Consider the following 23,613-nt stretch of genomic DNA (forward strand, 5'->3'; position numbering starts at 1 on the left):
GGTTCTTCTGTTTCAGAATGAAACAGAAGAACCGTCCCCATGTTTTTTTAGTTGACAAATAATCACCCCCGGGATTATGATAAATATGTAAACGGTTACTTAATCTGATTAAAAAGGAAGACTAGCAGATTAAGTTTTTTATATGCGCGATGTGTAACCGGTTACATATTAAATAGAATGGTTGGTTCATAGAGATGACAACAATTCGGGATGTAGCGAAACAAGCAGAAGTTTCAGTTGCGACAGTCTCACGAGTGATTAATAAACGGGGATATGTCCATGAGGAGACTTTAAAAAAGGTAGAGCAGGCGATTAAAGAGCTGAATTATAAGCCTAATGATGTAGCGAGAAGTTTGTTCAAAAAAACATCCAATTCGATTGGATTTATTATTCCTGACATCACGAACCCTTTTTTTCCTCAATTAGTCAGAGCGGTTGAGAGTACGATGATTGAATCAGGCTATACCGTCATATTGTTTAATAGTGATGAGGTATTGGACCATGAGCTGAAATTAATTGAGCTGATGGAATCCAAATATATGGATGGTTTATTAGTAGTTTCCAATACCATCACGAAAGATCACTTGGAAAATCTAACGATGCCCGTTGTTGCAATCGACCGTGTTTTGGACAAAGGAATTCCGACCGTTTATGTAGATAATTACAAAGGCGCAAGGCAAGCGGTTCAATTCCTGATCAAAAAAGGGTGTCAAAAAATCGCATACTTGCATGGACCCGAAAAAATCTTTACGGCAAAAGAACGGCTGCGGGGATATCAGGATGAGATGGAGAAAAATGGGCTGCCAACGTTTATTTATCCTGGCAATTATGAATTAAAAGCATCGATGATGTCCACGATCAGGCTGCTGGCTGAGCATCCGGATGTTGACGGCATTTTTGCCGGCAATGATGTCATGGCTGTTGGGGCCATTAAAGCTGCATCCAAAATGGGCTACACGATTCCTAAGGAGCTAAAAATTATTGGTTTTGATGGAATAGATTTAGCCACTGCGATCACGCCTGAATTGACAACGATGCATCAGCCGATTTTAGAAATTGGCAAAAAGGGAAGCGAGCTTTTATTGCAATTAATCGCAGGGCAGTCTCCTGAAAAAAAGCATTATGTATACGATGCCGAATTAGTTGAACGGAATTCAACTTAATAGATAAAAAGTGAGTGGTAAAACATGATTACTGTGATCGGAAGTTTAAATATCGACTTGGTTACGAGTGTGGATCGCTATCCGAAATTGGGAGAAACCTTATTAGGAAGCAATTTTCAAACTAAGTATGGCGGAAAAGGAGCCAATCAGGCGGTGGCCGCAGCCAGACTGGGCGGAACGGTTCGGATGGTTGGCTGTGTAGGGTCTGACTCATATGGCGATGACTATAGAAGCTATTTACAAAATGAAGGGGTTCTAGTTGACAATGTGGAACCGGTTACACATACATCAACAGGAACGGCTTCTATTACTATCGCTGAAGGTGACAATTCCATCATTGTCGTACCTGGCGCCAATTTTGCCTTAACGCCAGAGGTTATTGAAGCGAAGAAAGATGCCATTGCCAATAGTAAAGTGATCCTGCTTCAATTAGAGATTCCTATGGAAACGGTGGAAAAGGTTTTAGAAATAGCCAGTGAACATAAGGTTATCACCATCTTAAATCCTGCTCCATTTCAGCCGATTCCAGCCCATTGGTGGAACATGATTACCTATATCACACCGAATGAGCACGAAGCTGCAATGCTGATGGAAAGTCCAGATTTTAAAGAAGAATACAAAGAAAAAATCATCATGACCAATGGAAGTAAAGGTGTTGTTTTTTATCAAGATAGCAAAGAACAATTGATTCCAGCTCCAAAGGTTGAGGTAGTCGATACAACCGGGGCAGGGGATACCTTTAACGGGGCTTTCGCTTATTTTCTGCATGAAGGCAAAGGACTAGATGAGGCTTGCAGGTATGCCGTAAGAGCAGCCAGCTTATCTGTTACCAAATTCGGTGCCCAAGGCGGGATGCCAACTTTAGAGGAACTGAAAAGTTTCATGGATCAAAACTGAAAGGAGGAGAGCAGCTTTGAAAAAACATGGGATTTTAAACAGCGAAATCACCAAGGTTTTAGCCGATTTAGGACACACAGACACAATCGTGATTGCAGATTGCGGACTGCCGATTCCAGCGCATGTGAAAAAAATAGATCTCGCCTTAGAGTTAGGGAAGCCTTCTTTTAAGGAAGTGCTAAAGCTCCTCCAAGCTGAAATGGTGATTGAAAAAGTGACGATTGCGTCTGAAATGAAAGAAAAGAATCCTGATTTGTTTAGCCAAATGAACGATGAGTTCCAGTCCATTGAACAGGTTTCTCATCAAGATTTTAAAGCACAAACAAAGGATGCCACAGCCATTATCAGAACCGGAGAAGCAACCCCTTATGCGAACATTATTTTACATGCAGGCGTTATATTTTAATAGATTGATCGAATTACCCTTCTGAAAGGAAATGAGGTGAGGGATATGACGGAAGAACGGACACCTATTATCAAGATGGCTGATATTCACAAGTCGTTCTTTAATGTAAATGTGTTAACGGGCGTTTCCTTTGATTTATACCCTGGTGAAATTCATGCACTGATGGGTGAAAACGGGGCAGGCAAATCTACCTTAATAAAGATCTTAACGGGGATCCATAACAAAGATAAGGGCCAGATTTTTTACAAAGGAAATGAAATCGCATTCAAAAATCCGAAAGAAGCTGAAAAAGCCGGGATCGCCATCATCCATCAGGAATTAAATACAGTTCCCCCGTTAACCGTTGCGGAAAATTTCTTTCTTGGGAAAGAAGCAACTTACGGAAGAACACCATTTTTAAAAAATAAAGAAATGATTGAGCAGGCTGAACAAGCATTAAAAGCTTTAGGGATTCAATTGGATCCGAAAAAAGTGATAGAGGACTGTTCCGTTGGGGAACAGCAGATGGTTGAAATAGCGCGGGCAGTTTCGCAAAAAAGTGAAGTATTAATCATGGACGAGCCTACTGCCGCACTGACCGACCGCGAAATTGAGGCACTGTTTAAAGTGATGGAGCAATTGAAGAAACAAGGAGTCTCGATTGTCTACGTTTCACACCGAATGGAAGAGATTTTCCGGATGTGTGACCGGATTACAGTATTGCGGGACGGTCAGTCGATTGGCACGAAAAACATCAAGGAGACGAATTTTGAAGAAATCGTGAAAATGATGGTGGGCCGAGAATTAGGTGAGCGATTCCCGCAAAGAACGGTTCAGCCCGGTGATGTTCGGTTAAAAGTAGAGAATCTCGATGTTGATGACCGTATTAAAGATATCAACTTTGAGGTTCGAAAAGGTGAAATCCTTGGGGTGGCCGGATTAATGGGAGCAGGGCGAACCGAAATTATGCAAGGTTTATTCGGTGCCCGTAAAGGATCAAAAGGATTTTTATATCTAGATGGCCAGAAGCTGCCGATTAAAGGACCGAAACAATCGATTAAAAACGGAATTGGGTTTGTCACGGAAGATCGGAAAGGTCAGGGCCTCGTCTTAGGGTTATCGGTTCGGGAAAATATTAGCTTGCCAAACTTGAAGAAAGTGTCATCAAGCAGCGTCATGCAAAGGAAAAAAGAAGAATCATTTGTAGATGAGCTGATTGAAAAATTAAGAATTAAAACAAGCGGCCGTGAGCAAACCGTGAAATCGCTAAGCGGCGGGAATCAGCAAAAGGTCGTTGTCGGGAAATGGCTCGGAATTGAACCGAAAGTTCTTATTTTGGATGAGCCTACAAGAGGCGTTGATGTTGGCGCCAAAAAAGAAATCTATGAAATTATGAATAAGCTCACGGAAAATGGTGTTTCGATCATCATGGTTTCGTCAGAACTGCCTGAGATTCTGGGCATGTCTGATCGGATTATGGTGATCCATGAAGGAAAAATTGCTGCCATTCTAAACAGAGAAGAAGCCACACAAGAAAAAATTATGGCGGCAGCGACAGGGGGGAATTAACTTGGCTGCAAAAAAAATCGTACAAAAAATGGGTCCATTACTTGGTCTGCTTTTAATTGTTGTGGTGCTTACCATTATGAGCCCCAATTTTTTAACAGTAGATAATATCCTGAATGTTTTACGTCAGGTTTCGATTAATGGTTTGATTGCGTTCGGGATGACCTTCGTTATTTTAACCGGGGGCATTGACTTATCGGTTGGTTCTATTTTCGCGTTATCCTCTGCGCTAACAGCTGGTTTTATGGTAGGTGGAATGGACCCGATGATGGCGGTCCTGCTTGGCGTTATGTTGGGTGCCTTGATGGGGGCTGCCAACGGATTGGTTATTTCAAAAGGAAAGGTAGCTCCGTTTATCGCAACCCTTGCGACCATGACTATATTTAGAGGTTTGACGCTCGTTTATACGGAAGGCCGGCCGATCACTGGTTTATCTGATGCCGTATCCTTCCAAATGATCGGGAAAGGGTACTTCTTGGGGATTCCATTTCCAGTTATTTTAATGTTAATTTCATTTGCTATACTCATGGTTGTTTTGCGTAAAACCACATTTGGCCGAGGTGTTTATGCCATTGGCGGAAATGAGGAAGCCTCCCGTTTATCAGGTTTAAAGGTAGATGGGATTAAAATTGGTGTATATACGATTTCGGGTGCTATGGCCGCGTTAGCCGGAATTATTTTAACATCCCGGCTAAACTCAGCCCAGCCTACCGCGGGTACATCCTATGAATTGGATGCGATTGCTGCGGTTGTCCTTGGCGGGACAAGCCTGTCTGGCGGGAGAGGTAGAATTGTCGGTACCTTAATCGGTGTCCTGATTATCGGAGTTTTAAATAATGGATTGAACTTATTAGGTGTTTCATCGTTTTATCAACAGGTGGTAAAAGGCGGAGTCATCCTTCTCGCAGTTTTATTAGACCGCAAGAAGTCCGCTTAATATAAATCTTTAAAAAAATTTTAGGGGGAAGCTCTTATGAAAAAGAAAGTTTTAAAGTTTTTCAGCTTGTTATTAGTTATGTTCCTTTTAGGTGCTTGTTCTTTAAACTCTCCAGCGGACAGTGACAGCTCAAGCGGTAATGAAGGAAATGGCGAGGGCGGAGATTCAAGTGAAACCAAAACAATTGGTTTATCCGTCTCTACTTTAAACAACCCTTTCTTCGTAACATTACGTGACGGAGCAGAAGCAAAGGCGAAAGAATTAGGTTTAGAAATTACAACAGCTGATGCACAAGATGACCCAGCTAAACAAGTTAGTGATATTGAAGATTTAATTCAGCAAGGTGTCGATCTATTAATCATTAACCCTACTGATTCTGCAGCGATTGTATCTGCGATCGAATCAGCAAATAATGCTAACATTCCAGTTATTACGGTTGACCGTAGTGCAGAAGGCGGAGAAGTTGTAGCTCATATCGCGTCTGATAACGTAGCAGGCGGTAAAATGGCAGGAGAATTGATTGTTGAGAAACTTGGCGGTTCTGGTAAAGTGGTTGAACTAGAGGGTATCCCAGGTTCATCGGCTGCACGTGAACGCGGCCAAGGTTTTAACGAAGCCGTTGGGGCGGCTGATGGTATTGAAGTAGTTGCTAAACAAACAGCTAACTTTGACCGTGCCGAAGGTCTATCTGTAATGGAAAACATCATCCAAAGCACACCTGACTTCCAAGCCGTATTCGCTCACAATGACGAAATGGCGCTAGGTGCAATCGAAGCTCTTCAAGCAGCTGGTATGACTGATGTCATCGTCGTCGGCTTCGATGCCACTGATGATGCGGTAGCTGCAGTTGGGGAAGGCAGAATGCTAGCAACCGTAGCCCAAAAACCTGAACAAATCGGTGCCATGGGCGTCGAAACAGCTCAAAAAGTATTGAGCGGAGAAAGTGTTGAAGATTTTATTCCAGTAGAGTTGGAATTAGTAACGGAGTAAAACAGGGGGATGGTTCTTGCGTTTCAAAACGCAAGAACCGTCCCTTCGTTTTATAATTTTAAATTTTCTAAAATGTATTGACAATTGATGCTTTAAAGTCGTAAATTATTAATTAACAATCTGATCAACAAAATGTTATAATATTATAAAGTTATAATATTATAATAAGGGTGGATTAAAATGCAATTAGACAAAAACTTACATATTCCTCTATATCGACAAGTTGAACAAATTTTAGAGGAGAAAATAAAAACGGGCCAATGGGAAATTGGATATCAATTACCCACTGAACAAGATTTATCTAGTCTCTTTAATGTAAGTACGATTACAGTGAAACGTGCGATTGTAGAGCTAGTTAATAAAGGTTATGTATATCGGCAAAGAGGAAAAGGGACATTCGTATCGGGGGCTTTAAATGAACAAAATATCAATACTCTCATTTCTTTGACAAACGAGGAAGCCTTAGAGTACCCGCATGAATTAATAACCTTTACTATTGAGAATTCGGACCAGGAGATTGCTAAGAAGTTAGGTTTGGAAAACGGTGCAAAGGTAATTCATATAAAACGAATAAAAATTGAAAATGGTGAACCGCGAGCATTGGAATATACCTATCTGCCATATGATAAATGCTCTGATTTGACCTCTAACGATATAAATAATGACCTTATTTATAACATTCTTAAAACAAAGTTTCATATATCGCTAGGAAGGGCCAAGATGTTTATCAAGCCATATATTGTACAAGATGAACAAGCTGAATTACTAGATATTGAACCCGGGACTGCAGTGTTTGAATGGGAAAGGTTTACTTATACAAAACAAGAAGAAATTATTGAGTACTCGAAATTTTATGTTCGCCAAGATAAAGAAACATATTATACAGAGGTCTTCTTTTAAAAAGGTGCCTAAGGTAGGTAAAGAGGTGTTTTTATGCATATTGAAAAGCATCCCGTTTTTGGGGAACAGCTTAAAGAATCTGTTACTATCTATTTTAATAATATCCCTTTAAAAGCATATAGACAGCAATCAGTCGCTGCAGCACTCATGGCAAATGGCATAAAGAGATTAGGATTAAGCAGAAAGCTTGTTCAACCAAGAGGCCTCTTTTGTTCTCGCGGGAGATGCTGCAGTTGCTATATGACAGTTAATGGGGAAGACCACGTTCGTACATGTATGGTACATGTTGAAGAAGGGATGCAGATATTTCCCAACGATGAAGATCCAAGTGTAAGGAGTGGGCCCAACCATGGAGACTGACGTTCTTATCATTGGAGCTGGCCTGGCAGGACTTGTGGTAGCGTTGGAAACAGCTTCTAAAGGACTGGATGTAACGATTGTTGATGAATCCATTTTATTAGGTGGTCAATTAAATCAGCAAACCCAAGTTATTCGAAATTTGCCATTTTCATATCATCCGATGCGGGGGTTTGAATTGGCAAAGAAGTTAACTGAACAAATAAATGCTTTTCCAATTCGATATCTGCTTGGCCATCGGGTCATTGGATTATATAAAGACGGGAGCGTCGGTATTACAGATGAAAAGGATGTATTTCCTGTAAAAGCGAAGAAAATAGTTATTGCTACGGGGGCTGCCGAAGGGGCTGTTCCTTTTCCAAAATGGACACTGCCGGGTGTAATGACAATTGGTGCAGCTCAAACATTAGTTAATAAAGATTTTGTTCTTCCTGGAAAGGAAGGGTTGATTGTTGGCTCAAGTGATTTTGCAATGGATGTAACCATCCAGCTTCTCGAGGTTGGAGTGAACATAAAAGGCATTGTTGAAAACAATTCCGAACTTGTTGCAAGAGATCAAGAAAAGGTAGAACAAGTGAAAAAAATGGGTGTCCCTTTTTATTTAAATTCTTTTATTAAGGAAGCAAAAGGGGTTGGCCAAATAAATGAAGTTGATATCCAACAACAAGATGAGCTTATAACGAAAGAAGTAGATTTAGTTTGTGTAGATGGCGGAAGAACACCTATTCTAGATATTTTTTATCAATTAGGTTGTTCCTTCGGTTATCAAGAAAAGCTGGGAGGATGGATTCCCCAGTATAATAACTATTTCCAAACAGATCGTGAAGATGTGTTTTTAGCTGGAAATGCAGCAGGAATTAGTACACATGGTGTATTACTTTTAACGGCAAAGATAGCTGGAATTAGCATTTGCGAAGTAATGAATGCAATACATAAGGAACAAGCAGAGCAAATAAGGATATCTTGTTGGGAAGAATTAGAGCTTTTAGAAACAAAACATCATCCGGCTGCCTGGGAAGGTAGAAAGAACCATATCGAAAACTTTACTAATCCGCTCATCGAAGATCAATTTATCTCTTAAATTAAGAAACTAGGAGGTGAAATAGTTGGAAAAAACAATCGTCATTTGTCGGTGTGAAGAAATAAGCTATGAAGAAATTGAAGAAGTAGTTGAACATGGAGCGAGAAGTCATGATGATATAAAAAGACTTACCCGATGTGGTATGGGACCATGTCAGGGGAAAATATGTTTTTCACTGGTTGCTGCCATTATTCATCAAAAGACAAAGATTCCTTTTTCGGCTATTCCACTACCCCGGATGAGAATGCCAATTTCCCCTATAAAAATTGAAACATTGTCGACCGGAAATTCAACGTTTTCTGCCGTAAAATCAGTATTGGATGAGGTGGAATTGAATGTTGAGAAGGGGGGGTGAAAGAAATTGGAAACCAGCTTTGAAACCATCATTATTGGAGGAGGAGTTATCGGAAGCAGTATTGCTTATCACCTTTCAGAACGATATAAAGAAGGCGTTCTTGTACTTGATAAGAAATTTCCAATGTCAGGAACATCGGGATCTACTCAGGCTTGGGTATGGGTACATAATAAAACTCCCTCATGGTATGCAGAATTTAGTATGTACAGTGCAGAATTATATCCATATTTGTCAAAAAAAATTGGTGACGTGGAATATAAAAGAACTGGAGGACTATCTCCATTTTTCAATGAGAAAGATCGAGAAAAGGCTAAGCTGCTTGCAGATTCATATCAGAAAATAGGAATTAAAATTAAGGTATTGTCTAGAGAAGAAGTATTGGAAAAGGAGCCGTATATTAATCCAAATGTTGCGGGAGCCACTTATAGCTCAATTGACGGAAACGTCAACCCATTTCGTCTAGTTGACATGTATATGAGGACTGCAAAGAAAAATGGAGTTCAATATTCTACTTATAATAAAGTTACCCACATCCAAAAGGTTAAAGGGAAATTTATAGTTACTTCTGACAAGGAAACCTATGTATGTAAAAATCTTGTTCTTGCTGGTGGCACTTGGTCGAAAGAGCTAGGAAAAATGATTGGAATCAACATTCCTGTAAACCAGCTAAGAGGACAAATTCTTGTCACAGAACCGTTAAAACCCTTCTTGAACTTTACAATTAGCGGATTAAGACAAGCGAATAATGGAGAGGTTTTAATCGGTTACTCCATGGAGAAGGCTGGATTTGACCGTTCAACAACGCTTGATGTGATTCAGGAAACGGCTAATATGGCTATTCATTATGTTCCTTCTTTAAGAAAAACAAAAATTGTTCGAGCTTTTTCAGGTATTCGAGCTATGCCGGAGGATGGATTTCCTATTCTTGGGGAAGTACCAGGGATAGAAAATCTATATGTGGCAGCCACCCATAGTGGTGTGACGCTTTCCCCGCTTATTGGGACATTAATAACGGAACTACTGATAGACGGTGATACTTCAATACCAATTGAACGTTATTCAATTAACAGATTTGCATAAAAGAGATCTGAAAAGTCTGACCAAAAAAGTTCAAAATAAAAAATATAATATTATAATATTATATTTTTTATCAAGGAAATTGATAGTAAATGGAAGGGGGAATCGAATTGGAAAAAGTATTTCAATATATCGAAGAGAATCAGCATTTGTATATTAGTTGGTTAATAGAAGCATGCAATCAGCCAAGTGTATCTGCACAAAATCGGGGAATGCTTGAAATGAAGGAGCTCGTAAAAGCATTTCTCGGAAAGATTGGGGCAAAGGTTGAGGAACTTCCTACTAATGGTTTTCCGATTATTTATGGTGAATTATTAAGTAATAAAGAAAAAACACTTACTTTTTATAATCATTATGATGTTCAACCCGAAGACCCGATTGATCAGTGGCTAAGCAACCCTTTTCAATCAGAAATTAGAGATGGAAAGATCTTTGCTAGAGGTGTAGCGGATAATAAAGGAAACTTAATTGCAAGAATTTGTGCAGTTCATGCATACCAGCAAGTGTATGGTGAGTTGCCCATTAATCTTAAATTTGTCTTCGAAGGTGAAGAAGAGATTGGAAGTCCACATTTAGAATATTTTGCAAAGGAATTTCCAGATAAGCTCAAAACGGATGGGATTATTTGGGAAGGCGGGACAAGAGATGTTGAAGATAAGCGTCTTCATGTAGGTCTAGGCGTAAAAGGGATCTGTTATGTCGAGTTATCCTGTAAGGGTGCTAATACAGACCTGCACTCTTCAGAAGCGGCAATTATAGAGAACCCTGCCTGGAGACTTGTTTGGGCACTAAGTACATTAAAAAATGAACAAGAAGAAATAGGAATAGAAGGTTTTTATGATGATATTACTCCATTAAATGAAACCGAAAAGAAATTTATTCAATCGATTCCTTATAACGAAGCTGTAATCAAGAAATTATATGGGATTGAACAGTTTTTAAACGATGTGACAGGGGATGAATTGAAAGAAAGATTAATAGCAGAACCGACTTGTACGATTTGTGGAATTGAATCAGGGTATACAGGAGAAGGTTCTAAAACAGTCTTGCCTTCATTCGCAAAAGTGAAATTAGATTTTCGTTTAGTGCCGAATCAAAAACCGGAGAAAATTGTCCAATTGTTAAGAAATCATTTAGATCGAAAGGGATTTACTGATATTGAGATCAAACAATCGCACGGTATGTATCCTTTTAATACGGATCCCAATGATCCTTTTGTTTCTGTTGTTCTCCAAAGTGTTGAAGAAGTATATGAAGAACCACCCATTATTTACAGAAATTTAGCAGGCTCTAGCCCAATGTACAAAATGTTAAACCAGACGAATATTCCAGCTGTGCAAATTGGTGTGGCAAATACTCAATCTAGTTTTCATGCACCAAATGAAAATATCTTGATCGATGATTATGTGAAAGGAATCCAAATGACAGCCGCGGTTATTAAGAACTTCAGTTAGTTTTACAATTTGAAGTCTGAAGATTTCAAATAATAAAAAATAAAAAGGGGAAAAACTATGAAAAAATTATCGAAGATTTTCTTTGTCCTTTGGTTGGCAGCCGTTCTTACGCTTGCCGGGTGTAGCAGTGATTCCTCATCTGGTAATGATGGGGGAAATACGGAAGCGGGTGAAGAGAAAACGACTTTAGTGATTGCGCAAAGTGCGGATATAACGACATTGGATCCGCAAAATTCATTAAGTACAACGGGTGATCGAGTCTTTAGGAATATGTTTAGCAGACTTTTTTATCGGGATAGTAATATGGAAATTCAGCCAGAGTTAGTCGAAACTTACAATAATATTGATGATGTAACCTGGCACTTCAAACTTAAAGAGGGCGTAAAGTTTCATAATGGTGATCCATTAACAGCAGAGGATGTAAAATTCAGTCTTGAACGTGTCATGAATGACCAATCATTAAAAGAGTATCCTTATTTTACACAACTTTCTGAGGTAAATGTAATTGATGAACTGACTGTTGAAATCATTACGGATGGTCCAATGCCAACGATCCTGCCGCTTCTATCGAAAAGCGGATCTGATGTTTTGCCAAAGAAATACTTTGAAGAAGTTGGATTAGAGGAATTTCAGAAGAAACCAATTGGTTCAGGACCTTACAAATTTGTTGAATGGAAACGGGATGATCGGGTTGTATTGGAGGCAAATGAAGATTACTTCGGAGAAAAACCAATATGGAAAGAAGTTATTGTCAGAGCTATTCCTGAAAGCTCAACTCGTGTCGGGGAATTGTTAACAGGTGGAGTCGATCTTGCGACAGATATCCCGCCAAATGAATGGGAGCGTATTAATAGCGAAGAAGGGGTTTCATTAGCAACAGGAGAAACAACACGGGTGATGCTTTTAATGTTACGCCACACTGAAGGATATGCTACTGCAGATCCAAAAGTAAGGGAAGCCATTGATTTAGCCATTAATGAAAAGGCCATTGTAGATTCTGTGTTAAAGGGCACTGCCGTTCCAGTTCGCTCACGTGTTCCTGAGGGAGTAATCGGTTCAAACCCAGATTTGTATAATTCTTATGTCTATGATGTTGAAAAAGCAAAAGAATTGCTAAAAGAAGCAGGTTATGAAGACGGATTAGAACTTTCATTTACAGCTCCAAAAGGCAGATACCCATTAGATGGAGAAGTAGCACAATTAGTCGTTAGTATGCTAGCGGAAGTTGGAATCAAAGCAAACCTGCAGCTGTTAGAATCTAGTGCATTTTTAGATGTATACAACTCTAAGAAGAATGAAGATATGATTATGATTGCTCTTGCAGATGGTTTATTCGATGCATCTTATTCTTTAGTTCACTATACAAAAGAACGTGCTGCTGGACAGACAGATTACTACAACGAAAAAGTTGAAAAATTATATCATGACGCTGGCAGAAATTTGAATAGTGAGGAACGGATCAGACAATATCAGGAGATTCAAGCGATTGTTGCAGAAGAAAGACCACACATATTCTTGTTCGCACAAAATGCGAACTACGGAGTAAGTGACAAAATAAACTTTACCCCAAGACTTGATGAAGTCATTAACTTCTCGGATGTTACATCAAAATAAAAATCTATTCATCCATTAAACGAGTGGGGCTAGAAAATGAAATAGAATCTAGTCCCGTTCGTTTATCACCTAATTGAAGTTTCACTTTATGAGGGAGGCGTTACTTTGAAAAAGTTTCTGGTCAGGAGATTACTACAAATTATCCCGGTTTTGTTTATCATTTCTTTTGTCGTTTTTGTTTTAGTTTATTTAGCGGGAGATCCAGTTGCCTTAATGCTGCCAGAAGATGCCTCTGAAGCGGATAGGGAAGCATTAAGAGAAGCGTTAGGTCTTAATGAACCTTTTATTTATCAATACTTTCATTTTATTAGTGATTTAGCTAGCGGTAACTTTGGAACATCCTTTCGTTATAATCAAGAAGCTTTGCCTTTGGTATTAGAACGGCTTCCAGCGACTTTTGAACTCGCTGCAGCATCCATGGTCGTCGCGATTGTTATTGCCGTTCCTCTTGGTATATTTTCAGCTAGAAAAAGAAATAGTTTTGTTGACTTATTTATTACAGGTGGATCTGTTCTTGGAAAAGCAATGCCCAACTTTTGGTTAGGTATCATGCTTATCCTGATGCTTGCAGTAAACTATCAGTTATTTCCTGTCTCAGGAAGGGGCAGCATGGCGCATTTAGTATTACCAGCGATTACGTTGGGCACAGGGATTGCTGCTGAAATGACAAGGCTAATTCGTTCAAGTATGTTAGAAATTTTACACCAGGATTATATACGAACGGCAAAAAGTAAAGGTGTCAGTGACACGTTCGTAGTTTTTAAACACGCATTTAAAAATTCACTTATTCCAGTGGTAACCATCACCGCACTCCAAATTTCACATCTTGTAAGTGGGGCTCTTATTACAGAAACTGTATTTTCTTGGCCAGGCTTAGGCCAGCTTTTAGTGCAAGCTGTAAATGGCAGAGATATGGCAGTTGTTCAGGCAGCCGTTTTTGTGATCGCGTTTTTAGTTATAATCATTAACCTGATTACTGATATTGTTTATCGATTATTAGATCCAAGAATTAAGTATTCATAGGTGGTGAAATTGTGGAAGCAAAAATCAAGACATCATCATTGGTTGAGACTAATCATACAAATGTAAAGCAGAAACCGAGAGCATTTTGGCGTTGGGGGAAACTTTTATTACAAAGTAAAACAGGGACGGTCGGTTTTATCATTGTTCTTCTCGTCATACTTACAGCAATTTTTGCAGATGTAATTGCTCCACATGATCCTGTTAAAAATAATTTACAAGATATGTTAAAGCCGCCCTTTTGGCTAGATGGTGGATCCTCTGCTTACATTCTGGGTACAGATAATCTTGGACGAGATATTTTAAGCAGGATCTTGTATGGTACTCGAGTATCTCTGTTAGTAGGCGTTTTTTCTGTTATTTTGGCAGGGCTGATTGGAATTATCGTTGGTATCATCGCAGGATATTATGGCGGGATGATTGACAATGTATTAATGAGAATAGTAGATTCGTTTCTTGCTATTCCTAGCATTTTGTTTATATTAGTGGTCCTGGCAGTCTTTGACCCTAGTATTTTTGTTTTAGTCATTGTCATAGGTTTTACAAATTGGGTTACTTATGCACGGGTAGTAAGAGGAGAAGTGCTTAGTATAAAAGAACGTGAATTTGTAAAGGCTTCAAAGTCGATTGGTACGAAAAACAGAACGATTATGCTAAAACATATTTTTCCTAATATTGTGTCCTCCTTCATTGTTATTTCGACTCTAAGTATTGCTACCACTATTATTCTAGAAGCCTCTTTAAGTTTCCTAGGATTAGGGATACAGCCTCCTGATGTTTCTTGGGGAGGAATGCTAACGGACGGTAGAAATTATTTAGCGACAAATTGGTGGCTTGCCACATTTCCTGGTATTGCCATTACCGTTACTGTTCTTGGCATCATTTTCTTAGGTGATTGGCTTCGTGATGTTTTAGACCCAAGAATAAAAGGGCGTAAGTAGAAGGAGATGAGGAACAATGAGCGAAACAGAAACGCTGTTACAAGTGAAAAATTTACACACGTATTTTTTTACTGAACATGGAGTTGTCCCTTCTGTAAACGGTGTTACTTTTTCAATTAAAAAGGGAGAAACGGTAGGGATCGTTGGTGAATCAGGCTGCGGAAAAAGTGTTACCTCTCTATCTCTTCTCCAATTAGTTGATGAACCAGGAAAAATTATTGAGGGTGAGATTTTATTTGAGGGACAAGATCTAACAAAATTTAATAAAAAACAATTGAGGAAAGTTCGAGGCAACAAAATTTCGATGGTTTTCCAAGAGCCTCTAACTTCACTGAACCCGGTATTTACGATTGGGAGCCAAATAGCAGAAGCGATCAGACTGCATCAAAATGTAAATAAAGAGGAAGCAAAGATAAAAACGATTGAAATGTTAAAAAGGGTGGGAATACCAAGAGCTGAAAGACACTACTATTCTTTTCCTCATATGCTAAGCGGCGGAATGAGGCAGAGGGTTATGATCGCAATGGCTTTATCTTGTCACCCTCAATTATTAATTGCAGATGAACCAACCACTGCATTAGATGTTACCATTCAAGCTCAAATCTTAAATTTGATGAAAGAATTGAGCAGAGAATACGATACATCCATTATTTTAATCACTCATGATTTAGGTGTTGTTGCGGAAATGGTTGATCGTGTAATTGTTATGTATGCGGGTCAAATCGTAGAACAAAACAGTGTATTTGAAATCTTTAAAAACCCAAAGCATCCCTACACGAAAGGATTATTAAACAGCACACCAAAAATTCATCACCTAAAGGATCAATTAGAATCAATTGAAGGGAATGTACCTAGTCCATTTGAAATGCCAACTGGCTGTAAATTTCATCCGAGATGTCCCTTTTCAACGGAAAAGTGTCTGAGTCAAGAGCCACCATTATTTCAAATTGAGGGCGGATCAGAAGTTAGGTGCTGGCTTCATGAAGAACATGAGGTGACAAAAGGATGAAGGTAATAAATGAAGAAAAACAATCTGATGAATGTTTACTGAAGGTGGAAGGATTAAAAAAATATTTTCCTACCTCTTCTAGTTTGTTTGGAAAAACGAAACAGTTTCTAAAAGCTGTGGATGGCGTTGATTTTTACGTGAAAAAAGGGGAAACATTAGGGATTGTAGGTGAATCGGGATGCGGAAAGTCAACGACAGGGAATACGATCATCCGTTTATTAGAACCTACGGAAGGAAAAATCATATTTGATGGAAAAGATATTACAAAACTTCCAGAACGGGAATTGCAAAAAATAAGAAAAGATATCCAAATGGTTTTTCAAGATCCATTTTCTTCGTTAAATCCGAGAATGAGAGTTTTTGATATTATCGCCGAACCGCTTCGGACTCATAAAGTAGCAAAGGGGAAGGAGTTAGAAGAACAGATTTATGAGTTAATGGAAACAGTTGGTTTAGATCGTTCTTTTGCCAACCGATATCCCCATGAATTTAGTGGAGGACAGAGACAAAGAATTGGTATTGCAAGAGCACTGGCTTTGAAACCAAAGTTAATTATATGTGATGAACCTGTCTCAGCATTAGATGTATCGATTCAAGCGCAAATTTTAAATTTATTGATTGAGTTACAGAAAAAATTTGAATTAACCTATATCTTTATTGCACACGGTATTCCGGCAGTAAAATATATTAGTGATCGAATCGCTGTGATGTATATGGGCGAGGTGGTAGAGCTTTCCTCAAAGGAAGAGCTTTTTAGTCATACCATGCATCCTTATACAAGCGGCCTCATTTCAGCCGTACCAGTACCAGACCCAACATTAAGGGATAGAAAAAATAGAGTTATTTTAGAAGACGACCTACCCGATCAAACAAATATGCCACAAGGATGCAGATTTTACTCAAGATGTCCATTTGCCGCTGAAAGATGCAAACACGAAAAACCAGAATTCAACGAAGTAAAACCGAATCACTTCGTAGCCTGCCATTACCCTCTAAGTTAATGAAACGGAGGTGAAACGGAGGGACGGTTCTTGTGTTTCATCTTGCTTCTTGAAACGGAGGGACGGATCTTGTGTTTCACCTTGCTTCTTGAAACGGAGGGACGGTTCTTGTGTTTCACCTTGCTTCTTGAAACGGAGGGACGGTTCTTGTGTTTCACTTTACTTCTGAAACGAAAGAACCGTCCCTATGATTCACCCAAAATAATATATAGAAAGGATTTTTTAGAATGAGAATAATTGTTGTGGGAGCGGGAATTGTTGGAGCAAGTGCAGCTTATCATTTATCTAAAAAGGGTGCGGACGTTGTCTTGGTTGATAAATTTCATGAGGGACAGGCGACTGCAGCGGGTGCGGGAATTGTCTGCCCCTGGATTTCAAGAGTAGATAATCAAGATTGGTATACGTTTGCCAAAGGCGGAGCCTGTTACTATCCAGAACTAGTTTCCCGGCTGAAAGAGGATGGTGAACATGATTTTGGATATCGGATGGTAGGTGCACTAACCGTAAGTAATGATGAAGATGAATTGAATAGAATTGAAGACAAGGTAAGAAAACGTCAAGCTGACACACCTGCCGTTGGTGAGGTTAGCCGCTTGTCACCGGAAGAAGCTCGAAAGATGTTTCCTCCTTTAAGAGAGGATCTGGGAGCTATCCATGTGACAGGAGCAGCACGAGTAGATGGACGATTTTTAAGGGATGCAATGAAAAGAGCAGCGCAAAAACATGGGGTTGTACAATATACCGGTGAAGCAAAGCTTGAAGTGGTAAACGGAAAAGTAACCGGCGTAAAAGTAAATGATGAATTGTTATCAGCGGATGCTGTTGTAATTGCAGCGGGAGCGTGGGCTTCAGAATTATTACAGCCATTTGGCATAAGTATTCCGGTCGAACCCCAAAAGGGACAAATCGTACATTTAACGCTTCCAGGTCAAGATACATCCAATTGGCCGGTCGTTCTTCCGCAAAGCAGTCATTATCTAGTATCTTTTGATGATCGAGTAGTTGTTGGAGCAACAAGAGAAACCGGTTCTGGATTTGACTATCGTGTTACTGCTGCTGGACTCAAAGAAGTGTTGGATGAGGCGTTATCAGTAGCACCGGGTCTGTCAGACAGTACACTTCATGACATCAGGATTGGATTTCGACCGACCGGTCCAGATTACTTACCGTTATTCGGACATGTGCCTTCAATCGAAGGAATAATCATTGCTACAGGACTTGGTGCATCCGGATTAACTATCGGTCCATACATAGGAAAACTAGCAGCACAATTAGCATTAAATGAAGAAGTCGAAGTTGATATCAGTCCTTGTAATCCATTTAGAAACAGTGTAAATGTCTGATTATGAAACGGGGGGACGGTTCTTGTGTTTCATCATTACTTCTGAAACGCAAGAACCGTCCCTTTGTTTCACCCCAACATTTGTTTCACGATTTGCCGATTTCGCTGATCAAACATTTCATTGTGAGAGGACACCATCGCGTATGCTGTAGCATCGGGTTGGATGTATTGTTTGGCTTTGTTCACGGCATTGGCTGCATCTTGAAAGGCACCAGCAATTAAATTCAGCTTTCCGTCAAATTTTAGAATATCTCCAGCTGCGTAAAGGCCTTCAACAGAAGTTTCACTTGTCGCATTTCCAGCTATGTAGAAATCTTCAATCATTTTAATATCCAACTCACTATTTATAAGCAGGGAGGTATCTTGTTCAAACCCGTGATTAACTAAGACGTCATCTATGGCTAAGAAGAAAACTTGCCCTGAGGCATGATTAGTTAATTCGACTTGATCTATTAAATCTTCACTTTCTGAAGTTAATAATCTTGTTATCGATGTGTTAAAAAAGCATTCAGCTGTACTATTTAATAGCTGTGTAACCTGCGATTCATGTCCCGATAAACCAGCCCTACGGTGTGTAACGTAGACCTTTTTAGCCACTGGTTCTAACGCATTGGCCCAGTCAATCGCACTATTTCCTCCGCCTGAAACGATGACCACTTTATTCTTAAAATATTGCAATGATTTAACGGTGTAGTGTAAGTTCGAAACCTTTTCGAGACTCTGTCCTTCGATTTGAAGCTTTTGCGGTTTCAAGATTCCGCTTCCCACTGCCACGATAACGGTTTTTGAAATGTGTTCTTGTCCCGAAGAGCCTTTCAGAACAAACAGCCCATCTTCGTTGCGTGAAATAGAAGTGATCTTTTCATTTAGGACTACTTCTGGCTGAAAGGTTAGACCCTGTTCAACTAACTGTTCTATTAATCTTGCACCTGTGATGGGTGTTTGCCCCCCAACGTCCCAAATCATTTTTTCCGGATAAATGTGCAGTTTTCCCCCTAATTGTAGCTGGGCATCGATAATTTTCGTTTTCATTTCGCGAAGTCCACTATAAAAAGCAGAGTAAAGACCAGCCGGACCTCCACCAATAATCGTCACATCAAAACATTCCGCTTTTCTCATCCTTCTCACTCCTCGAAACGGGGGGACGGTTCTTCTGTTTCATTTTTGCTTTTGAAACGGAAGAACCGTCCCTATGTTTCTCATGTTTCATCAAATTTGAAACACAAGAACCGTCCCCATGTTTCATCCATGTTTCATCCATGTTTCAAATCATTATTGACAATGATTCTCAATTAGATTATATTGTCATTGTAATTCATATTGATAATGATTATCAATATCATTCTTAAATTTTTTATGGGAGGCTTCGGTATGATGGCTCGTCTATACACAGAGGACCTTAATATTAGCTATGGAGAGCGTTTAATTGTCCGGGATATGAGTATCGAAATCCCAGACAAAAAGATTACTACAATCATAGGTTCCAATGGTTGTGGAAAATCGACTCTATTAAAAGCGATGACTCGTGTTATTCCGCATCAGGCGGGAGCTATCATCCTTGACGGACGGAGTATCTCTCGGGAGAGTACGAAAGCACTGGCTAAAAAAATTGCCATCCTGCCGCAAACACCTGAAAGTGCGACCGGGCTTACAGTAGGGGAGTTAGTTTCCTATGGACGTTATCCCTACCAAAAGGGATTTGGCCGCTTAACAAGTAAGGATATGGACGTAATTAACTGGGCCCTAGAGGTTACGGGCATTTCAGAGTTTAAATATCAATCCGTGGATGCCTTGTCGGGTGGTCAGCGTCAGCGAGTTTGGATTGCGATGTCCCTCGCACAAGAGACTGACATGATTTTTCTGGATGAACCAACGACTTATTTAGATATGGCCCACCAGCTTGAGGTACTTGAACTTTTACAAAAGATGAATAAGGAACAAGGGAGAACTATTGTCATGGTTCTTCACGACCTTAACCAGGCTGCACGCTTTGCTGATTACATAATTGCTCTAAAAGATGGCCAGATCGTTAAAGCGGGAGCTAGTGAAAAGGTCATCACACGAGATGTATTAAGAACTGTTTTTCAAATCGACGCTGAAATAGGAAGAGATCCCCGAACTCAGAAACCTATGTGTATAACTTACAATCTTTTAAAAGGAGGAAACGAAAATGAAAAAACTGCAAATCACGTTTCTGCTCTTGTTGGCTCTCACTCTTAGCGCTTGCGGGACCACAGCCCAACCGTCAGAGAAAACAGATCAAAATGCGACTAACAGCAATACTCAATCTTCTGAATCTGACACGTTTATATATCAATCGGAAAATGGTCCGGTAGAGATTCCGACTAACCCGCAGCGTGTTATTGTACTTTCGACTTTTGCTGGGAATGTTTTATCTTTAGATGTCCCTCTTGTCGGCGTTGATTCTTGGTCTAAAATGAATCCGCGCTACCCGTTAGAGGGAGTGGAAGAGGTTACAGATGAAAGTCTAGAAAAAATCATTGAACTGGAGCCAGACCTTATTATTGGACTTTCTAATACGAAAAACATTGATAAATTAAAAGAAATTGCTCCGGTTGTTACGTTTACTTATGGAAAATTGGACTATTTAACGCAGCATTTAGAGATTGGAAAGCTCTTAAATAAGGAAGAAGAAGCACAGAAGTGGGTTGATGATTTTAAAAAACGTGCAAAAGAAGCTGGAGAGGAAATTAAAGCGAAAATCGGTGAAGATGCAACGGTAACAGTGATCGAAAACTTTGACAAAGAGCTTTATGTTTTTGGTGAGAACTGGGGACGCGGAACTGAAATTCTCTATCAGGAAATGGGACTGAAAATGCCTGAAAAAGTAAAAGAAACCGCATTAAAGCCAGGCTATTATCAATTATCTTTAGAGGTGCTTCCTGAGTTCGTCGGAGATTATCTCGTCGTAAGTAAAACGGACGATAAGGCAAGTTCATTTATGGAGTCTGAAACGTTTAAAAATATTCCGGCTGTAAAAAATGGTCAAGTATTTGTGGCCAATGCAAACGAATTTTACTTTAATGATCCTATTACTCTAGAATTTCAGCTCGACTTTTTTAAGCAGTCGTTCCTTGGAAAGTAATAGCTTAGGGGAATTCTTTTAAAGGAATTCCTCTTCTACTATCTATAAAAAAGATTGGTTGATTCGTCATGAACATAAAGAAATTGACATTTGTATATAAAATGATTGCTTGTTTCCTGCTTTTTATAGCGGCGTTCTGTATTTCAATGGTGTTTGGAGCGGCCGATACCAGTGTAAAAGAAGTGTGGCTTGCTCTTGTATCTAATGTGAAGACAGACACGATTGTCATGATCCGGGAAATCCGATTGCCACGGGAAGTGGGGGCTATGTTTGTCGGTGCCGGACTATCAGTGGCAGGTGCGATCATGCAAGGGTTAACAAGAAATCCTTTAGCAGACCCTGGGTTGCTTGGTTTAACAGCAGGTGCGAATGCAGCCCTAGCTGTAACGATTGCCTTGATTCCAGTAGCCAATTACTTTGCGATCATGATTGCTTGTTTTATAGGTGCCGCCATTGGTGCGATTATGGTTGTTAGTATAGGCGCCTTTACAAAAGGAGGATTTTCACCGCTTCGGATCGTGCTAGCGGGAGCTGCCGTTTCTGCATTTCTTTATGCGATTGCAGAGGGAGTCGGAATTTTTTTTAAAATTTCAAAGGAAGTGTCGATGTGGAGTGCCGGCGGGATTATTGGCACAACATGGAGTCAGCTTGGGGTTGTAGTGCCATTCATTGTTGTGGGTATTGTGATTTCCCTTTTCCTATCCAGACACCTAACCATTCTTAGCTTAAATGAAGAGCTTGCGATTGGATTGGGTCAAAAAATCACCCAGATTAAATACGCTTTGTTTATCATTGTCATTATATTGGCGGGGGCTTCGGTGGCATTAGTTGGAAATCTAGCGTTTATCGGATTGATGATTCCTCATATTGTTCGGGCGATTGTCGGAACCGATTACCGCTTTGTATTGCCGATGGCAGCCCTATTGGGAGCTACATTTATGCTGATTGCGGATACGCTGGGACGAAATCTGAATGCTCCTTTTGAAACCTCGGTTCCAGCGATTGTAGCCATGTTGGGACTTCCTTTCTTTTTATTCATTGTCCGTAAAGGAGGGAAGGCGTTCTCATGATTCATCCTAGTTTAGTAAAAAAACAGCGATTTCTCATGCTTGGGTTTTTAGTACTGATTGTAATGACTGCAGTTATTAGCTTGTCGATCGGATACGCTTCTCTATCATTCGATCGGCTGTTCCCGACGATTCTGGGAGAGGGCACCTTCAAAGAGGAATTCGTTTTATTTTCGATTCGTTTACCTCGAATTCTAATTACATTGCTAGCTGGTATGGCTCTTGCTGTATCGGGTGCCATCCTTCAGGGCATTACTCGAAATGACTTAGCAGATCCGGGAATAATCGGAATCAATTCTGGTGCGGGTGTTGCGATTGCCGTATTCTTTTTGTATTTTCCAATCGATGCGGGGTCGTTTATCTATTTGCTTCCAGTTGTGGCTTTTGTGGGAGCACTCTTGATTGCATGCTTGATTTTTTTATTTTCATACAGCAAACGGGTCGGTTTTCAGCCAGTAAAGTTGATTTTAGTAGGGGTCGGCTTTTCGATGGCAATGTCCGGCACGATGGTGATCTTGATTTCCTCTTCGGAGCGGGAAAAAGTTGATTTTATCTCAAAATGGTTAGCAGGAAGTATCTGGGGGACAGATTGGCCTTTTATTCTAGCATTACTTCCATGGCTGATCATTCTGATTCCGTTTACTTTATTGAAGGCCCATCAATTAAATCTATTAAGCTTGCATGAGGAAACCGCGATGGGTGTAGGCGTCTCGATTGGAAAAGAGCGGTTTATGCTTCTCTTAACAGCCGTGGCTTTAGCAGCCGCTGCCGTTTCTGTCACGGGAGGCATCGCTTTTATAGGACTCATGGCACCACATATAGCCAAAGCCCTGGTTGGCAGGCGGCACCAACTGTATTTGCCCATTGCCATTCTTCTTGGCGGCTGGCTCCTATTACTCGCCGACACCATCGGCCGAAACCTCGCAGACCCAGAAGGAATCGCAGCCGGAATCATGACCGCCCTCATCGGCGCCCCGTATTTTATTTATTTGTTGTTAAAGCTTAAGTGAAACGGAGGGACGGTTCTTGCGTTTCATCCTCTCGTTTGAAACACAAGAACCGTCCCCATGTTTTTATTGAAAATTTTGGAATCTAGTATAAGATAGAAGCAGGGGACGGTTCACATTTTCATTTAATAGAAAGGATGATGTAATTAAAATCTCAAAAATAGTTACTTATATCTTCGTGTGCATAGCCCCACTAAGAGTAATTTCCTTCTTAAAATATCTTCTATATTATGTAAAAAACTACACTTACAAATTCCAATAGACTGTTTCAACTCTTTTAAATGTAATTGGTGGAACGGTTTTCTGTTTCATTATCTCTTTTGAAACGCAAGAACCGTCCCCAT

The 23,613-nt window shown here is 40.0% G+C and carries 23 protein-coding genes; 22 read left to right on the plus strand and 1 reads right to left on the minus strand.

The genetic code is table 11. From position 1 onward, the window contains the following. Positions 1 to 194 precede the first annotated feature (194 nt). The 18 genes from CRO56_RS02285 (at position 195) to CRO56_RS02370 (ending at position 18,090) form a co-directional block, all read left to right on the plus strand. Positions 195 to 1,163, plus strand: coding sequence for a LacI family DNA-binding transcriptional regulator (locus tag CRO56_RS02285; RefSeq protein ID WP_097156965.1), 969 nt, complete (start codon positions 195 to 197; stop codon positions 1,161 to 1,163). Between the two features lie 24 nt (positions 1,164 to 1,187). After that, entirely contained in the window at positions 1,188 to 2,060 is an 873-nt protein-coding gene (gene rbsK, locus CRO56_RS02290) for a ribokinase (protein ID WP_097156966.1), read from the plus strand. Between the two features lie 16 nt (positions 2,061 to 2,076). After that, positions 2,077 to 2,466 (plus strand): D-ribose pyranase, encoded by a 390-nt coding sequence (rbsD, locus tag CRO56_RS02295; RefSeq protein ID WP_097156967.1) that lies wholly within the window; start codon positions 2,077 to 2,079, stop codon positions 2,464 to 2,466. Positions 2,467 to 2,511: 45 nt separating this feature from the next. Continuing rightward, positions 2,512 to 4,014 (plus strand): sugar ABC transporter ATP-binding protein, encoded by a 1,503-nt coding sequence (locus tag CRO56_RS02300; RefSeq protein WP_097156968.1) that lies wholly within the window; start codon positions 2,512 to 2,514, stop codon positions 4,012 to 4,014. 28 nt (positions 4,015 to 4,042) lie between these two features. Continuing rightward, positions 4,043 to 4,948 carry an ABC transporter permease subunit gene (locus tag CRO56_RS02305; protein WP_097157204.1) on the plus strand — a complete coding sequence of 302 codons (906 nt, stop codon included), beginning with the start codon at positions 4,043 to 4,045 and terminating at the stop codon, positions 4,946 to 4,948. Between the two features lie 36 nt (positions 4,949 to 4,984). Further along, positions 4,985 to 5,938, plus strand: coding sequence for a ribose ABC transporter substrate-binding protein RbsB (rbsB, locus tag CRO56_RS02310; RefSeq protein WP_097156969.1), 954 nt, complete (start codon positions 4,985 to 4,987; stop codon positions 5,936 to 5,938). 180 nt (positions 5,939 to 6,118) lie between these two features. Continuing rightward, positions 6,119 to 6,838: a GntR family transcriptional regulator gene (locus tag CRO56_RS02315; protein ID WP_097156970.1), complete on the plus strand. Its 720-nt coding sequence runs from the start codon at positions 6,119 to 6,121 to the stop codon at positions 6,836 to 6,838. A gap of 33 nt (positions 6,839 to 6,871) precedes the next feature. Next, the gene (locus CRO56_RS02320; RefSeq protein WP_097156971.1) at positions 6,872 to 7,198 is read left to right on the plus strand and encodes a (2Fe-2S)-binding protein; all 327 of its coding nucleotides are present in this window, start codon (positions 6,872 to 6,874) and stop codon (positions 7,196 to 7,198) included. Continuing rightward, positions 7,188 to 8,276 carry an NAD(P)/FAD-dependent oxidoreductase gene (locus tag CRO56_RS02325; protein WP_097156972.1) on the plus strand — a complete coding sequence of 363 codons (1,089 nt, stop codon included), beginning with the start codon at positions 7,188 to 7,190 and terminating at the stop codon, positions 8,274 to 8,276. Before CRO56_RS02320 ends, CRO56_RS02325 begins: the two co-directional genes overlap by 11 nt. 25 nt (positions 8,277 to 8,301) lie before the next feature. Beyond that, on the plus strand, positions 8,302 to 8,631 hold the full coding sequence (locus tag CRO56_RS02330; protein ID WP_097156973.1) for a (2Fe-2S)-binding protein: 330 nt from the start codon (positions 8,302 to 8,304) through the stop codon (positions 8,629 to 8,631). A 6-nt stretch (positions 8,632 to 8,637) separates the two neighbouring features. Then, positions 8,638 to 9,711, plus strand: coding sequence for an NAD(P)/FAD-dependent oxidoreductase (locus CRO56_RS02335; protein ID WP_097156974.1), 1,074 nt, complete (start codon positions 8,638 to 8,640; stop codon positions 9,709 to 9,711). A 107-nt stretch (positions 9,712 to 9,818) separates the two neighbouring features. Continuing rightward, on the plus strand, positions 9,819 to 11,162 hold the full coding sequence (locus CRO56_RS02340; protein WP_097156975.1) for a M20 family metallopeptidase: 1,344 nt from the start codon (positions 9,819 to 9,821) through the stop codon (positions 11,160 to 11,162). 57 nt (positions 11,163 to 11,219) lie between these two features. After that, positions 11,220 to 12,776, plus strand: coding sequence for an ABC transporter substrate-binding protein (locus CRO56_RS02345; protein WP_097156976.1), 1,557 nt, complete (start codon positions 11,220 to 11,222; stop codon positions 12,774 to 12,776). Between the two features lie 105 nt (positions 12,777 to 12,881). Then, the gene (locus tag CRO56_RS02350) at positions 12,882 to 13,799 is read left to right on the plus strand and encodes an ABC transporter permease (RefSeq protein WP_097156977.1); all 918 of its coding nucleotides are present in this window, start codon (positions 12,882 to 12,884) and stop codon (positions 13,797 to 13,799) included. Between the two features lie 11 nt (positions 13,800 to 13,810). Continuing rightward, entirely contained in the window at positions 13,811 to 14,737 is a 927-nt protein-coding gene (locus CRO56_RS02355) for an ABC transporter permease (RefSeq protein WP_097156978.1), read from the plus strand. Between the two features lie 16 nt (positions 14,738 to 14,753). Then, positions 14,754 to 15,746 (plus strand): ABC transporter ATP-binding protein, encoded by a 993-nt coding sequence (locus tag CRO56_RS02360; protein ID WP_097156979.1) that lies wholly within the window; start codon positions 14,754 to 14,756, stop codon positions 15,744 to 15,746. Then, positions 15,743 to 16,747: an ABC transporter ATP-binding protein gene (locus CRO56_RS02365; RefSeq protein WP_097156980.1), complete on the plus strand. Its 1,005-nt coding sequence runs from the start codon at positions 15,743 to 15,745 to the stop codon at positions 16,745 to 16,747. The genes CRO56_RS02360 and CRO56_RS02365 overlap by 4 nt, the downstream gene beginning before the upstream one ends. Positions 16,748 to 16,974: 227 nt before the next feature. Then, the gene (locus CRO56_RS02370; RefSeq protein ID WP_097156981.1) at positions 16,975 to 18,090 is read left to right on the plus strand and encodes an NAD(P)/FAD-dependent oxidoreductase; all 1,116 of its coding nucleotides are present in this window, start codon (positions 16,975 to 16,977) and stop codon (positions 18,088 to 18,090) included. 68 nt (positions 18,091 to 18,158) lie between these two features. On the opposite strand, the gene CRO56_RS02375 is transcribed toward CRO56_RS02370, so the two are convergent. Then, complete coding sequence (locus tag CRO56_RS02375; protein WP_097156982.1) at positions 18,159 to 19,208, minus strand: NAD(P)/FAD-dependent oxidoreductase; 1,050 nt, start codon at positions 19,206 to 19,208, stop codon at positions 18,159 to 18,161. A 255-nt stretch (positions 19,209 to 19,463) separates the two neighbouring features. Between CRO56_RS02375 and CRO56_RS02380 the strand changes: the two genes are divergently transcribed. From CRO56_RS02380 to CRO56_RS02395, 4 genes are all read left to right on the plus strand, one after another. Next, positions 19,464 to 20,309 carry an ABC transporter ATP-binding protein gene (locus CRO56_RS02380; protein WP_097157205.1) on the plus strand — a complete coding sequence of 282 codons (846 nt, stop codon included), beginning with the start codon at positions 19,464 to 19,466 and terminating at the stop codon, positions 20,307 to 20,309. Beyond that, positions 20,260 to 21,195 (plus strand): iron-hydroxamate ABC transporter substrate-binding protein, encoded by a 936-nt coding sequence (locus CRO56_RS02385; protein ID WP_097156983.1) that lies wholly within the window; start codon positions 20,260 to 20,262, stop codon positions 21,193 to 21,195. Before CRO56_RS02380 ends, CRO56_RS02385 begins: the two co-directional genes overlap by 50 nt. A gap of 68 nt (positions 21,196 to 21,263) precedes the next feature. Next, positions 21,264 to 22,265: a FecCD family ABC transporter permease gene (locus CRO56_RS02390; protein ID WP_097156984.1), complete on the plus strand. Its 1,002-nt coding sequence runs from the start codon at positions 21,264 to 21,266 to the stop codon at positions 22,263 to 22,265. After that, complete coding sequence (locus tag CRO56_RS02395) at positions 22,262 to 23,272, plus strand: FecCD family ABC transporter permease (RefSeq protein ID WP_097156985.1); 1,011 nt, start codon at positions 22,262 to 22,264, stop codon at positions 23,270 to 23,272. The genes CRO56_RS02390 and CRO56_RS02395 overlap by 4 nt, the downstream gene beginning before the upstream one ends. Positions 23,273 to 23,613 lie beyond the last annotated feature (341 nt).

The organism is Bacillus oleivorans (assembly GCF_900207585.1).
Lineage (GTDB): Bacteria > Bacillota > Bacilli > Bacillales > JC228 > Bacillus_BF > Bacillus_BF oleivorans.